The organism is Flavobacterium humidisoli (assembly GCF_023272795.1).
Taxonomy (GTDB): domain Bacteria; phylum Bacteroidota; class Bacteroidia; order Flavobacteriales; family Flavobacteriaceae; genus Flavobacterium; species Flavobacterium humidisoli.
Genome location: NZ_CP096829.1, coordinates 1086923 through 1104608 on the forward strand (window position 1 = coordinate 1086923; position 17686 = coordinate 1104608).

Sequence of the window (17686 nt, forward strand, 5' to 3'; positions counted from 1 at the left end):
TGTTATCTGTATAAAGTGAAATGTCCAACAAATTCTCTTGGATCTTTAGGATCATTTAATTTAAGAACATACCAGTAATCTCCTGTTGGCAATTCGTTTCCATGATATCTACCATCCCATTTTTGACCTACATGGTATTTCGCTACTACTCTACCATATCTATCATAAATATCGAACGTTAGTTCTTTGTATGCTAATGCACCACAATCTGGACCAATAGTATCGTTTTGTCCGTCACCGTTTGGAGTAAAGTAGTTTGGCAGACAGAAGTCATAGAATGTACCTTCAACATCGATTGTTGCCTCACAACCATTTTTATCTCTCACGATTACTTTATAAATACCTGTTTTATAGATTCTATAGCTATTAGATGATGAGAATGATTCACCATTGAAGCTATACTCGTATGGAGCAACTCCACCAGAAGCTTTTACAACAATTGTGTTGATGTCTTTGCTTTGGTTTGTAACGTCTATTAAACTTACTGGATCAACAGCTGCTACTTCAAATAAGTCAGTTGGCACCTCACATCCGTTAGTATGTCTAGCAACAATAAAGTGGCTTCCTGGAGCAACATTTGTGAAAATGTTACTTGGTTGGAATGTTCCATTATTGTCAAGAGAGTAATCCACCTCTACAGGGTTTGTGATAGAAGCATCAATTGTTACTACTACCATATTTGCCTGTTCATTGTTAACACAATCATATGTTACTTGTGCAGTTGGATTAAGAATTACAGCATTTGGCATATTCTCTTCAAAATCTACTGGACAGTTGTTTGCATCTTTCACATAAACTTTATGTGCTCCACCTTTAAGGTTTGTAAAGTCAAACACTGTTTGTGTTGCAGTACCTAGAGTAAATGGTCCGTTTGGAGCATCTAAACTAACGCTGTAAGGCAAAGTACCACCTTTAATTTCGATACTAAATGCACCATCTTTATCTCCGTCACAAACTTCTGGTATCATTGAGTTTGGAACTTCAGTTACAATTACAGGTCTTGGTTGAGAGATTGTGAAATCGTACAATACAAAACATCCGTTTTCGTCCTGAGCTATAGCTTGGTAATCACCAGGCGCTAATTTCTCAAATAATACTTTAGTATCAAACTGGTTCAGATTTGGAGAAATTGCATATTTAATAACTCCTGTTCCACCTGAAGCGATTACCTCCAGTTTACCATTGTTCTCACCGAAACAAGTAACATCAGTTGGTTTAAATTGGGCTTGTAAAGCTTCTTTTGGTTCATTAATGACAACCAATTCTGATACATCATCACAATCTACACTATTAACTGCTACTCGATATGTTCCAATTGGAAGATCAGCAAATACTCCATTGTCTTGAGCTGGACGAACAATTCCTCCTGTTCCGTTTAACAATGTATAAGAATAATGACCTAAACCACCCACTGCTTCTGCAGTGATTACCCCTGTAGCTTCTCCTGTACATTTTACAACTGCACTTGAAACATCCAATTTAACATCTAATGGAGTTAAAGCATAGATTGTAACTGTATTAGAGATAACACTTCTACATCCGTTAGCATCAAAAACAAAATACTTATAAGAACCTACTGGCACTTCAAATGAAACTGAAGATGTGAATGAACCTAATGGTGTTGTTCCATCTGCACTATAAGTATATGGTCCTGTTCCTCCTTCTGCACTTAGCGTAAGCTGAGTTAAAGTGTCACAAGTTTGTGCTCTAGATTCTACTAAAGTAGCTAATACTTTAAGTGGATCTTTTATTTCAACTTCATTAGTTGTAAACTCACAAGCAAATCCATCTGTAATTGTTACACTATATCTTCCTGCACCTAATCCAGAGAAAACTGGAGATGAGAATGGTCCTGATGAAATTACAGGATCTTCAGAAAGTATATTTAATGTATACATATAGTTACTTCCTTGACCACCTGTTGGAGGGCTCACGGTAACTACACCAGATTTATCTCCAAAACATGGTAACGTTGTAACGTTTGCACTTGCTGTAGCATTAATAGGAACTGGTACTATTAAAGTCTGACTTGTAGATGCCATACAACTTTTAGCGTCTTTAACGTTTATAGTGTAAACACCTGCTGTTAGACCTGTATAGTTAGTCTTACCTGAATAATTTTCTACAACATTTCCATCTTTTACTAATTCATATTGGTAAGATGTGTTCCAACCTCCTGTTGCACTAACAGAGATTTCACCGTCATTATTACCAGCAATACATGTAATATCCACTTTTGCTGATGTTGCAACTAATGCTTCGCTTGGTTGACTGATCGTAAATAATGTTTCTACTGAACATCTAGGATCACCTACTAAGGTAGCCACAACTTTGTATAAACCAGCTTTCAAATTAGAAACTCTTTCTGGACCTACAGATGCTGATCGATCTTTAGCTACTTCCGCTGTACTTGGCAATGGTCCAGTCACTACATAATCAAATATGCCTGCATCATCTGGATTTAATTGATTGTCTACAAAAGTTAAATCTACACTTCCATTATCAGCATCGAAACAAATTTCTCCATTTACTGCAACTGCTTGAATACTGAATGTATTTGGATCAAACACATTGTGAACTTTCTGTAATAAACAGCCAGTATCTTTATTCAGAACTGTGATGATATATTCACCTATTCCTAAATCTGTAAATACTCCATTTGCATTTGGCGCATTTCCTGGTACAGTAGCACCAGAAGAATAAGCGATTGAATATTCTAAGTTAGTTGGTGTACCTCCTGTTGCATCTACTAATACTGTAATGTTTTCTTTAGTAGGACAAGTGATTGCATTATCAACTCTTACATTTACTTTATCTAAACGGATGAATGGATCAATTACCCATGTTGTCGGATTAGTACCCTCACAACCATTTTCGTCATAAACTTTTACTACGAAATTTCCACCTGTAAAATCGGTTTGAGTATACACATTTCTTTCTCCTTTGTAAATGCTTACACCATTTCTAATAAACTCATAAGTGTACTTATCATAATTTTCAGAACCTCCAGTAACACCAGTTACTGTGATTGTTGCAAAATTGCTAGTGTTACCGCTAGTACATAAGTACTGCACCACAGCTGGATCTGGAACCACAATTGCTTTAGGTCCTCCTACTGTTATATCTAAAGAAGCTGGACAACCTCTTCCTGAGAATACTTCAACTTTGTAATCTCCAGCTGCTAATCCTTCAAACAATCCGCTTTCTTGAAGTGGACCGTTGTTGATTCTATATTTGTATATAGGGTTGTCGTTTACTCCTGGAGTAATACTTGCTCTAATTTTACCATCTGTATAACTGAAACATGTCACAGGAGTAGGAACTGCTTTGAAACCATCAATTTTAGTTGCTGGAGCAATAACCACCGTTGTTGAAATTGGACAGTTAGTCGTTGTGTCAATCACATCAATTGTGTGAGAACCAGAATTTAAACCTGCAAATATAGCTGGTGTAGTTGTAACTGCTGGTTGCCCATCAATTGAATAACTGTAATTTCCTGAACCACCAGTTGCTGTAACGCTAATTCTTCCATCTCCTTCATCACATGTTGTGAAATCTAAAATTTTAGTATCCAATTCTAGAGGCTGTAAAATAGTTACCAATGCTGGGAATTTAGTCTCACAACCAAATTTATCGCGTACTGTGATATCGTAAGCTTTTGCTACGTTCACTGTAAATGATTTAGAAATTTGGAATCCTCCACCAATACTATATGTAAATGGACCTACTCCAATAGCAGCAGAATCGTCTACTATAATTTCATAATTTCCATTACTATCCGCACAATGAGCTTTAACTTTAGCAGTAAAGTTATCTGGCAATGGCTCAGTTGCAATGTTTACTGTTATAGGTAGAGAGATACATCCGTTTTTGTCTTTTGCATATACATACCAACTAGGCGTAAGTGGATTTAATTCTCTTGTAGCTTCTGGTTCAAATGTACCATAAGCTGCACCTGCTACCACAAAAGAATAGGTATAATCTCCAGCTCCTCCGTGACCTAGAACTGTAACTACAGCTCCTGTCTTACAGTTAGCATTAACGTTATCTTCTTCTGTAACTGTTACAGCTATAGGATCTTTAACCTCTACACTGAAAGTTGTTGGGCAGGTTGTTATATCATCAACAACACTAATCTCATAAACTCCTATTGCTAAGTTAGCTAAAGTAACCTCTGTATTAGAAGTTATAACTGGTCCAGCGAAAGCAGCACCATCTTTAGTTACTGAGTAAGTATAAGTTCCTTTAAAATCAGACATTGTAAAGACTACTTTTCCGTCGTCTGTACCGATACAAGATTTCGCGAAAGCGTCACCTGTAGCTTGGATTTTAACAACGTCTTTTATAGTCAATATGTCACTGAATGAACAGCCAAAACTATCTGTTACTTCAAATTTGTATTCACCAAATGGCAATCCAGCGAACACTGCAGGAACTGCGCTTCCAGCTGTTGAAACTGGAGGGTAAAGCGTAGTTGCCACACCGTTGAATTCTATAATTTTAAATTCTAACGCACCTACACCGTTTGTAGCTGTTACTGTAACAGTACTAGTCGCGTTTGCAGGATTACAAGTAATAGCAGTTGCATCGAATGCTAAAGCTGTCGGTTTGTTTAATGGAACAATCGGAACAGTTACCGGAGCTGTTTCACATCCATTCTCATCTTTAACAGTATATGTAACTGATAAAACTGAACCATCGTTAGGTACTGAAATACGATCTAGAGAATCATATCCTTGACCATTAAAATTATATTGGTAATTAGTTCCTTTACCACCTTTACCTGTAACTACTATTTCAGTAGATGTACTACAGCTTGTATTTTGTGTAATTGCATATTCCTCTTCTAACAATGGTGGCTGAACAATTGTAATATCTATTTCAGCTGTACAACCTTTTACATCTGTTGCCACAACTTTGTAATCACCTTGAGGTAAACCAGTATAAATACCAGTTGTATCTCCTGAGTTGTTTGCACCAGTACCTGTACTTGTAAGTACAAATGTATATGGAGCAGCACCACCAGACGGTACAACAGTTAAGCTTCCGTTGCTATCTTTAAAACATATTACATCAGTTTGTGATGGCGTAAGAACAATTGTTCCTGGTATACTAACTGTTACAGGAACTGTTGTAAATGTACATGGTACGTTACTGTCTGAGATCTCAAAAGTGTAATCTCCTGCAGCAGTTACAAATTCTGTAAAGTCACCTGTAGCAGGTTTTACAGTACCTACTGCAACACCGTCTAAGTACATTTGATAAGTGTAGTCTTTTACACCACCCTTAACTTCAACAACAATTTTTGCTGCTTCATTACCTACTTCACAATAAAGATCTTTCTCTACTGTTGCAGCAGCTGTTAAACGTTCTTGGATAATATAAACTTTCTCATCTGAACAACCATGCTCATCTGTTAAAACAATTTTATATGAACCTGCTTTTGTAAATGTCGCTATAGGACCCGTTGGCAATCCATCAATCGTAAATGATTTCACGTTGTTGTACGTTGTAGAAAGAGCATCAAGATCTACAGTCAAGTCTACATCTACAAAACACTGTTGTGCAGGCATGTTAAGAACTGGAGCTGCGTCAAGATCAATATCTACTGGAATTGGCGCTGAAATACAACCATTCGCATCTTTAATATAAACATCCCACAATAGGTTTGTCAAATCTGTATCAACCACTAATGGAACCGAAGACGCTGTAAACGCTGTCGGAGCCGGTTGATTTCTTATAACTGCTGCATAAGAATAATTTGGCGTTCCTCCTACAATGTTTGTAATTGTAATTGTAGAGTTATCCTCAGAACAATATACATTGCTACCAGTTGCAGCAAATACAATCGGCGCAGGCATTGTAATGGTAACATCTGCAGATTTTGAACAATTTGTTTTATTATCTGTTACTGTCACAGTGTAAGTTCCTTCAACAAGACCTGTTACTGTAACTACATCACCTACTATTGTAGGAGGGTTATAAGCTAATCCAGTTGCACTTGTAACAGCAACGGTGTAACCAGCAGTACTAAAGTCAGAAACTGTGAAAGTTGCCTCACCGTTGTCATTTGTTCCGTTTGCTGAATTACAGCTTACATTGATTTGTGATGCTTTAACAATATCAATTTTATCTAATTTTTCAATTGTATACGGTCTTTCGATAGCACATCCTCTCGCGTCTGTTACTTTAAATATATAAGTTCCAGCAAGTAAGTAATCAAATACATTTGAAACTCCGTTATCTCTAGCGAATGGTGAAACAATTTCATATTTATCAATTGTATAACCACCTATTACTGTTAAAGTAACTTGTGTTTCTTCATCTGGACATGTTGCCTCTATCGTTTGATCGAAAGTGATATCATCTAATTTCGTAAACGGATTAACAATTGTAGAACCATTTGTTTTACAACCATTCTTATCGATTACATAGTAATTTACCGTATGAGGGTTTCCGTCATTTGGAATCGTTACTTTATTTTCTTTCGTATAATTTGCACTTCCATCAAAATTATATAGATACGGTGCTGTACCTCCCGTTCCAGTAATTGTAACTTCTGCAAGTTCTGGATCGCTTCCTGAAAGACATCCAAAATCTTTTAGAGCAACATCAGCTCCTAAAGCAATAGTTGGTCCTCCAATAGTATAATCTTTATATAATGAACATAATCTCTTAGAAGTCACCGTAATTCTATAATCTCCTTTTGGAAGATTGCTAAATACGTTATCTGTCTGTACAATACCTACTGGTAGAGGCGCTCCTGATACTAATGCTATTTCGTAAGTATACGGAGGTTCATTATTACCTGTAAGTAAATTTACTGTAATAGTTCCGTTTGCATCACCAAGACAAAGTACATCTGTAGTTACAGCATCAAAAGTAACTGGAGTTCCAGCCGGCAATTCAAATTCTGTTGTAGTAGAACATCCAACATTTACGTTGTCTATCATTGTTACTACATACTTACCTGCTTGTAATCCTGTAATTGTATTGCCAACTATAGATACACTTGGAAAACTTGGCAAAATACTATAGCCATAATCTCCTGATCCTCCACTTGGCACTAACGTTACTCCACCATTATCATCATTACAATCTGGCAGAACAAGATTTGAAGCTTCAAGTTTTAATGGAGCATCAATTGTTATCTTCTTAACATCAGTACAGTTGTTTTTGTCTTTTATCGTAATTTCATGCTCTCCAGAGTGTAAATTTTGTATGGTATACGGGAATGTTCCAGTATATGGTACAAAAACTCCATCGTCAACTTTTATAGAATATCCAGGCATTCCTGCATTAGACAATGTTACCACGATTCCGAAAGTATCCTCGCTAACACATTTGTTATCTACATCTAAACTAATTTCTGGACTTGGGTCTTTAGAAATTATTTGACCTAATTCTTTCTCACATCCATTAGCATCTATTACAACAATATTATAGTTTGTAGTGGTTAGAGAATAAGGCAACTCTAAAACATTACCACTTCCAAATGTTGCTGGTGCAGTAGCTGGTGCAGTATAGAAACCATAAGCATAAGGTCCTGTTCCTCCACCTGCGCTAACTGTTACAAAAGCATTTTTATCGCAAGTTGCATTCACCACTTTAGTAATACTAGCATCAAGTTCTGAAGCTGGCTGCTTAATTTGGAATTTCGTTGTAGTAGAACATTTAGTTCCGTCTATTTCTTTTACATAAAGAACATAGTTACCTGGCAGTAAACCTGTAATCGTTCCCGTGTAAGGAGCTGCAGTGATATCACCAAATTTAGGGCTTAGAATTGGCAGATTAGTCAAGTTATCTCTCACTTCATAATAGATATGAGTAGTTCCTACACCTAAATCTTTAACTTCAAACCTTAATTCACCATTTCCTGCATTAAAACATGTTACATCTTTTGGCGTAACGTCTGCCGTAATATCTGAAATCTTAGGTGTAGTATATTCTAAATACGATGGACATCCGTTCGCATCTACAACCATAAAATTATAAGTCGTATTTTGCTCTAAATGAGTAAATGTATACTCTCGATCTGGTATAGAACCTGATGACATACCAAGTCCATAAATAGAATATGTAAAGTTTGGCACACCTGAACCTGTTAACAATTCTAGTTTAACAGAAATTCCATCATCACAAGTTGCACCAATCACTTCAGCACCAAATTCCAAATAAGGAGGTGGTGCTATTCTTAATGCTGTGCTTTCAAACTTACATCCTTTAGCATCAACAATATTAATATAGTAATCACCAAAAAATAAATTAGGGAAATTATGTACTGTGGCTGCATCTGCTGCTGTAGCTGCAGTGTAAGTAGCAATTTCTTTCATTGTATTATCATATAAATGATAAATAAATGGTGCAGTACCTCCCGAAGATGGTTTTAATGATATATCAATACTACCTGGTTTTGTACTATTACATGTAATACCATGAATTTCAATTTCCGGATCAATAGCGGCAGGAGCAGTAATAATAGCTGTTCCAGAAGCTTCACAACCTTTGCTGTCTCTTACTGTATAAGGATAGCTTCCTGCAATTAATCCTCCATAAATAAATTTATCTAAGAAAAGTCCACCATTAAAACTAAATTTAAATGGTCCCTCTCCTGCTGTTGCCTCAAGTGTTACAGTTCCGTCTGCATCTCCATTACAAGTTGGACTTGTTGGAGTATCTTTTACCACAACAGTTTGAGGATCTTTTACTTCAACAGCTATCGTTTCTTTTATACAGCCATTAGCATCAGTAATTTCAAACTGATACGTTCCTGCTGCTGTTACTGGATAATCGAAAGATGTTCCTGTAAAAGGTGTTCCTGTAGTTGGGTAAGAACCTGCATCTACTTTCACTTTATATGTAAAGTTTGGTTTTCCTCCAGTTACAACTTTAACCGTAATTTTTCCATTTGTTGGTGTTACAGCAGCACATGTAAGCTCTTTAGTGATCTCTGCACTAACCGTCATTGCATCGTAAACAGTAATTGGAGCTGTTCCTGTACAACCGTTAGCATCTTTAACCGTAATAGTATATGTTCCTGCACCAACAGTAAATATATTAGCTGGACTTGGTGCAACACCTGTATTAATTGTATAAGTATATGGTGCAACACCACCATTACCTGTTGCTTCTATAACAAATGCGTTACCAGAAGCTGTACATTGATTGTTTACTTTAACATCAACAGTTGGTGCTAAATCAGTATCAATAGTTACGTCTATCTTCGCTGTACAATTATTAGCATCTTTAACCCAAACATCCCATTCTGTGTTCATTACTGGGCTAAGATCTGCACTTGCCGCATCTTTATAATCAGAATCTGTTGGAGCTACATTGTTTTGTTTAAAAGCATATTTATAATCTAACGTTCCTCCAGTAGCATGCACTGTTACTTTAGCCGTTGCTTTATTACAGTTTGCTTTTACATTAGAATCTAAATTTAAAACTAAAGCATCTGTAGGCTGCGTAATTACAACTTTTGTTGGGAAAGTACATAATGTCGTTTCATCTGTAAACACTACATCGTAAGTTCCTTCTCCAAGATTAGTTAAATCGAAAGAAGTTGCAGTCTGATTTGTAGCTGTCTGAACTCCATTAATTGTATAACTGTAAGTAGTTACAAATTTACCTACTGTATATCTAATAGCACCTGTAGTTTCTTTTGGAACCGCAAAACAATAAACATCATTAAGTTTATTTGCTGCTGCAGTAATAGAAACTACTGGCGGAATATTAATACTAAACTCATCATAACAACCATTTGAAGCTGTTGCTCTGAAAGTATAGTTACCAGGATCAAGATCCGTAAATACTCCTGATGTAGCTCCAGTAGTATTAGTTTGTCCTGAAACGATTGTGTAAGAAGTTACAGCTCCGCTACCCGCAACTAATGTAATCGTTGCTGTACTTTTTCTGCTAGCAACTGGATCACAATAAATTTTTGTTACGTCAACTTTTGCAATCTTAGGCGGATTAAGCGGTGAGATTGTAAGTGTTTTAACAGCAGTTGTACAGCCATTAGCATCCATGATAGAATATCTAACAGTTTGTGTTTTTGTATTATCTACAACTTCTAAAGTGTTTGATGGACCATAAGAGCCTCCATTAAAGCTGTATGAATAAGGAAGTACTCCTCCTGTTCCTGTAACGGTAACATTTTTAGGTTCTTTAGTATTTGTAGTGTTACAAGTAAATGGATCAATACTTGCATCAGCTGTTAATTCAGCTGGTTCTGTTATCGTAACATCTGCCGTAGCCGTTTTACATCCTAAAGCATCTTCTACCACAATATCATAAATTCCTGCACCTAATCCTGAAGGATTATTTACATTATAAACCTCTGCTGGTGAAGAACCTCTTTTGGTAATCGTATATGTAAATGGCGCTTTTCCAGAAGTAGCTGTTACCAAAATACTTCCTGTTTTTGCTCCATTACATTTTACATCAACTTTAGATGTGTTTATTGTTAAAACTGTAGGTTTTAAAGTAACTGTAATATCTGTTGTGTAAGCGTAACAAACTGGGTTTGCACTATCGTTAACTCTAAATTTATAAGTTCCTGCTACAGTTGCAGTGTAAGGACTAGTTACTGTTGAGTAGCCTCCTCCATTGATTGAAACTGCATAAGTACGAGTCCCTGTTCCTCCTGCAGAAGATAAGCTTATTGTTGTATTTGGTGTACAATTTGTATCTGCAACTACTGATGGAGTAATTGTTAATTGTTCAGCCACTACGTAATTAATAAAATCAGTACAACCGAATTTATCTTTTACTGTTAATTTATAAGTTCCAGGCGTTAAATTAAATGTATCAGCCGTTCCAAAATTAGTACCATCTTTACTGAATGTTGCTGGCAATGCATATGTACCTGTAATTTTTACAGAAATTGGACTTCCTGGGTAACATTGCGCTGCAATAGGATCCATTTTTGGAAGATCCTCTGTTCCAACAGAAACTGTTTTCTTAGTATAACAGTTATTTACATCCTTAACATAAACATCAATAGTTGTAGTTAATACAGCTGTATCAACTGTTAAAGTTGTTCCATAAGCTGTAGTTGGAATAGTAGAACCACTTGGCGCATAAGCATAGCTATAAGAACCATTTCCTCCTGTTATACCTGTTATTGTTAATGTTGCAATTTTATTATTACAACTAATTTTTGATGCATTAACTGTAAAGTCAATTGCAGTAGCTGCACCAACTGTTACTTGTTTGCTGTCAGAAACACAACCTGTTGTTTTATCTGTAGCAACGAAAGTATAGGTTCCTGGTGCTAAATTTGTATAAGTAACTGTGTTACCATTAACATTTGGTGTACCTGTATTAGGTGTGAAAGTATAAGTAAAGTTACCTGTACTGCTTACATCAGAAACAGTAAATGTAGCGCTACCGTTTTTAGAACCCACACATAATTCATCTGTTTTTGCACCTTCAGCTTTAATTTTAACTGCTTGGTCAATAGTTTTTGTACCAATTGCAGTACAGCCATTTGCGTCTGTTACCTTAAATTTATATTCACCTGGAGTAAGGCCAGTAAATGTAGCCGTATTTCCAGTTTGCGGTGCTGGCATAACTGGTCCTGAAGTCACTTCATATGTATATGGAGCAATACCAGCATTTGCTGTTAATACAAGACTTGTTGATGTCAAATTACAAGTTACAGCTGCCGGTGTAGAAATCGTAATTCCTGTTGGCGGGTTAAATGCCGGAACTTTAATTTCATTTTCAGCTGTACAACCATTAGCATCTTTTACATAGAATTTAATAGTTTGCTCAGCATTTGTTAAGGTAACTGTCTTAGTAGTTACACCATTATAATTTGTACCACCATCAAAGTTGTACGTATATCCGCCTGCACCACCTGCACCAACAATTGTAATTACTGCTGTAGAGCTACATGAAGTATTAGCAGGGAAGCTACCAGAAACAGTAACCTGTGTTGGGTTTGTTAATACAACATCGTAAATAGGTGAAAGACATCCTTTACCATCTTTTACTTGATATTTATACGTTTTTGTATTTGTTGCACCAACAAATGCATCTAAATTAGAATATGTCGCAGAAGAACCAAAAGTATTACCTCCGTCAAAACTAAATTCGTATGGTCCACCATTTCCGCCTGCTGGTATAACTGTAAAACTTCCGTTATTACCATTATAACATTTAGGGTTTATTGGCGTAGTAGATCCTGTTGGTTCAAGTTTAGTATCTACAGTTACTGCAGTTGTTAAAGCCGGACATCCTTTAGAATCTGTTACTCTGAATACATAAGATCCTGTTGTAGTCGCTGGGTAAACATTAGACCCTATCGCTACAAAAGGATCTCCGTTAACTGATACTTCATAAGTATAGCCTGGTGTTCCGTTTTGAGCTGTAATTGTAATCTGCGCGTTTGGCGAATTTGTACAATCTAATGCTTTTGTTACCTCTGCGTATGCTGTAACTTGTGTTCCTATCGCAATATTTGTAAGTGGCGTAGCATTACAACCATTTGCATCTCTAACATAGATTGTATATGTACCAGCACCTAAATTGTCGAATTTTTCTGAATCCTGATAATTCACACCATCTAAACTGTAATGGTATGGTGCTTTTCCACCGCTAACACTTACAACCAAAGTTGCTTTGTTTCCAGCATCATAACAAAGATCTGAACTAGCATCTAAAGTAGCTGTAGGAGCTACAGCTCCAACAACACTTACGACATCAGAAGCTCCTGAAGAACAATCTCCAGAATCTTTTACTACTACTACAAAGTCACCCGTAGCAGTTAATGGCAGGTTGAAAGTATCGTCAGTCTGGAATGGTATTACAATTGTTCCATCTGGACGTTCTAACTGATATTTATAATTTGGTTTTCCGCCTTTTGCAGAAGCCTTAATTACAGCACCATCTATACATGTTGGCTGGATTGTTACAGTAGCCAATGCAGTAACAGCTTCTGGAGCAGTTACACTTCTTGTATAACTTGTCGAACAATTTCCTGCTGCATCATATTGAACAACTACAGTATAATTTCCTGCAGCTAACTTATCTAAAACTAGAGGAGAAGCACTTGAATTTTGTAAACCTCCACCATTTACTGTATAATAATATCCTGTAGCAGGATTAAAGTTACTAACCGGAATTGTGATTACTCCGTCAGCTTTATCAATACAAGTCAAGTTATCAATAATTGGTGTATCGGCTTTAAAGCCTTTGTTGTCCTCTACAATAACTGTAAAATCTTTCTCTGCACCACAAGTTTCTGGAATCTGGCGTACCCAGATATCATCAACCGCTAAGTCGTTACCATCAATTACTTGACTATAAGATAAGATTACAAATTCTAAAGAGGTATTATTTCCTGGATTTAATGTTAAAACCTGACCATTACCTAAATCTGTAGTGTTATGCCATTTTTCATCTCTTGGAATTTCTTGCGTATCCTTTGATGCAGCAGGTGATATAAGTTGACCATTCTTTTGAAGCTGAATAGTTAATCTAGGAGATGGTAAATTATTATTCTTGCTTAATAAGTTAAGCATATACAATGATACCTGAATATCCTGATTTGGTATAACATCGTTAATCGTTTTACTATACAACACACCTCCAATTGGCACAACTCCACCAACGTTTACTGCTAAGAATCTACCATCTGTAATTCCAGGAGTATTGTTGATTACCGCTGTATTGTCTTTTGGTAAATTCCAATTGAAACCACCTACGTGAGCAGGAAGAAGTCCTTTCGTCACAACATACTCACCATCATTTAATAAAACAGGCATATAACCACCAACACCACAATCTTCTACATCATCTTGCGGTTCCCAACAATAAGCTGGGTGAATACCTGGTATTTTAGCATCTGGACCACGACCAAAATCTTCTCTTAATAAGTTACTGTAAGTAGGAACAGAAGTTACTTTATACTTCACTGTTATAGTGTGCGTTCCTGCCTTAATATCAGTAAAGACATTATTAGTTATAGGCGTGTTTGGTATATCGTCTATATAATACTCGTAAGTATAATTTGCATTTTGAGGATTTCTAACGGTTACAGTTGTTGAAGCTTTTCCGTCGCAAGTATAAGTTGTAATTGGATCATCAATTGTTGGATCTCCTGGTTTTGGATCTAAAACAACATTGTAAGGAATAGTAAAAATACATCCCGCTTTATCCTTAACTCTTAATACATAAGTTCCTGGTAAAACTTCTGCTTCATTTTTATTTGGAATCCATCCTTTTCCATCTCCAAAATCATATTCATAAGGCGGAGTTCCTCCTTCTACGTTATTAATACGTACTTTACCTCCTTGATTTACACCATTCCCATCAGGTAAACTACATCCTGCCAAAGCAGCTACACCTGCAGATGCAGTAAGTGCAGAAGCTGGTCCTGTAATTGTTACATCAACTGGATCAGTAAAACAGTGTTTTATTTGTTGTGTATTGTTTACTGTATAAGTAACACTATATCTAACAACAACTTTATAAGTACCTGGCCCTACATTTAAGAACACAGGATTTGCTGAAAAACTTTGGCCATTTGTAATACTATAAGCAAGAGTATTACCATTTGCTACAATATTTTCAATTCTAATAGATGAAGCTCCATCATAACAAACACTACTTGTATGATTTACATCAAACGTAGGTTTTGAGACTTCTGGTATAGTAATAGAAGTTGTTGCCGAACAACCAGCATCGTCAACGACTTTAATCTCGTAAGTTTTTGCTTCTGTAATAATAACCGGATTGGTATCAACACGTGTTGGAGATCCGTTTATAAAATAAGCGTAAGGTGCTTTTCCTCCAGACGCTGATAATAATAGTTTACCATCACTACAAGCTGTAAAAGGCTCTTGTAAAGTTGCAAATGCTTTTAACTGGCTTGAAGGCGGTTTTATTTCAAAATAATAAGATACATCACATTTTGGCGCTGGAGTCTGATTTATAGGACTGCTTGTAACTCTGATATAATAATTTTTACCATAAGTTCCGTAGCTTAAAGATGAGAAACTATAATCTAAAGCTGTAACAGGACCATCTTGTTTTTCAATTTGTCCAGTTGCCTGATTATAAAGATAAATATAATATGGCCCTTCAAAATCTTTGATTCCAACACTTGCACTTCCTAAATCAGTTGGACATATAGGATCTGTTTTCTTACCATCTAATGTTAAGTTTAATCTTCTGATTAAAATATTAGGTATTTTGAAAATACATGGGTTTGTAGTTACCCCTTTTTGTCTAATATAAATTGTATACGAATCCGGATTGTAAATAGGGAAGGTATTGCTGTCTTGCCATTCCCACTCTTGAATAGTCGCAGTTGGACTTGTTTTAATTGCATACTGATATCCTGCAGGAACGTCACGTACTGTAATACTACCACTATTACCGCAAAGTAGATCAACATGTTCTTCTGTTGGTGCTAATGGATTAGTGAAAACATTAAAGTAAAAACGGTTGAAACAGCTACCAGAATAATTAATAGTCAAACGGTATTGTCCAGCATCTTTTGCAGTAAAATCAGGACCAGTACTTACCTGTATCCATTTACAATCTGTACTTTCGTTAGCACAATTTTCGTTCGTTACTGCTTTACAGCTACTTGTGTCAAGCCTTTCCCAAACGATATTAGAACTATCATTAATTCCTGTTTGAATTAGTCTTGACGCATTTGCTCCACACAAAAATATTTTTGGCAATTCTTTACCGTCATTAGGACAAATTACTATTTGATCTGCAACATCCAATACTGGATTCTTAGCAGTTTGACCAAATCTTTCAACAGTAAATTTCTCAAAAATAGATCTACAAGGCGCTGGCGCTTCATTGTAAACATAATAAGTTCCAGGATCTTTAACTGTAAGAGTCTGTCCTGTTCCTATTTTTTTTGTTTTTTCTTTATCGCTGTACCAAGTATATGTTGAGTAACCATTTGCTGCAGTAATATCCAACGTCTCTGTACACAAGGTACGTTTTCTATCGTATTGACAGCCATCAACACCTACTAAGAAGTTGGTTGCTTTTGGTACCAAAATACATCCTGTATTAGTATCCACACTCGGATCATCCGATATTGTGAAAGAGGTATTTTGAGAACCTTTATATGTAGCGTATGCAGAGTTATCGATACTGTTTGAACAAGCTTCATCAAGCATTGTACAATCAGGAATTACCTGTACTTTAAATTTTATTGTTTTTTCTGTTAAACCTACTTTAACGATATCACTACGAACATCAAAAACAATATTTCTTGTAGTAGGATTCCAACTTTTTACTGTTACGCCATCAGGCAATGGTAATAAATCTGTTGGATAGTTAAAAATAATATTGATAGGCAGCTGATCGCGAATTGTAAAAGAAGTTGCATCATCATTACCTGTATTCTTAAAACCAATTTCGTAATTTAATTGCTGACCTAATGTTACCGTTTGCCCTCCAATATTATCGCCATTCGAGTTTTTAACAATTTTTGTTAGGACAATTTTAGGTTCAATAATTTCAACCGATATGGCAGTAAAGAACATAAAATACGAATCCTGCGAAGTATTAATTCTTAGCGTTGCGCTCGTCTCATTATTTTGAATGATAGTATTGCCATCATTTAAAACTTTAACCACTCCGGCATCATAACCTAATGTATTTTTACTGGCCGGATTACGATTGGTCATAATTGCATCTCCGTCAGTAATAGTACTATTAAAAAAGTTAGGCTTTGCAGGACTTCCTGCATCCCATCTAGAAGGAGGAACTGCTGGCGTAATTGGTCTAGCTAATGAAGATACAGGCCCCCATATAGCAGAGTTTCCACCTTTAAATTGTAATCCGTCACCCTCTAAAGGATTATCCCCTTCTAAGGCACTAAATCCTAATTTTACATTTACATTTCCTTCAGGATTTGTTCTAAAACCACTAATCGGAATATCCAAAGGAGGATCAGTACTTCTAATCATACTGAAACCATCAAAACTAGTAATATATTTACTTGGCAGTTTTGGATCTTTATAAATTACGTAAATACTCCATCCAGCAGAGTTTCCACCTCCAGGGTTAAGTGACCCTTGAGAACAAACTACATCTGCTATAGTATAAAGGCCTGGACCGGCAGCCTTAACTTCTGCCGTGATTTCTTTAAAACAAGCATAAGGCTTTGAAAGATAGGCATTGTTTACTCCTGATGCTCCTTCATCCCAAATTATACTTCCTGTTATATCCTTATAAGCACTAGTGCCCGTTTTTAATTTAACCTTATTAATATTGCTTCTATCAGAGCCTTGATAAGTTCCTGACCAATATAGAGCGGCATAAGCAATTTCGTAACAATCTTTACTTGCATCTGGAATAACCAATGTTGCCGAACTAGAATTGAAAGTTGATTCATTGTCTATGTCGATATACTTCATATCCAAATTATCGTTCGCCGTAGTACCAGTACCTTGAGAATCGAAAGGATTATTTGGACGGTTGTTTCTTCCACCTCCATCTCTATTTAAGATATTGTTTCCAATAACTAAAATATCTCCTTTTAAACTGGTATTATACCTTGGATCAAAATTCTTTCTTAACTGACCGTAAGAAGAAATACCGAGCAAGAGAAATACAGCTGCAATAAATACTTTAAAAATAGTAGTTTTTTTCATAGTCTTCATTTTGTTGTGGCCTTTTTTTAATTTTTTAAGGGGCATTAAAA

Annotated in this window: 1 protein-coding gene; it reads right to left on the reverse strand. The window is 36.1% G+C overall.

Features of this window, described 5'->3' with window-relative positions:
- Window positions 1-2: 2 nt before the first annotated feature.
- Window positions 3-17636 carry a T9SS type B sorting domain-containing protein gene (locus M0M44_RS05065; RefSeq protein ID WP_248728793.1) on the reverse strand — a complete coding sequence of 5878 codons (17634 nt, stop codon included), beginning with the start codon at window positions 17634-17636 and terminating at the stop codon, window positions 3-5.
- Window positions 17637-17686: the final 50 nt, after the last annotated feature.

What these genes read in the sequence shown, in the direction of transcription:
- M0M44_RS05065 (WP_248728793.1), bottom strand. Translation starts at nt 17,636, where the DNA reads ATGAAAAAAACTACTATTTTTAAAGTATTTATTGCAGCTGTATTTCTC.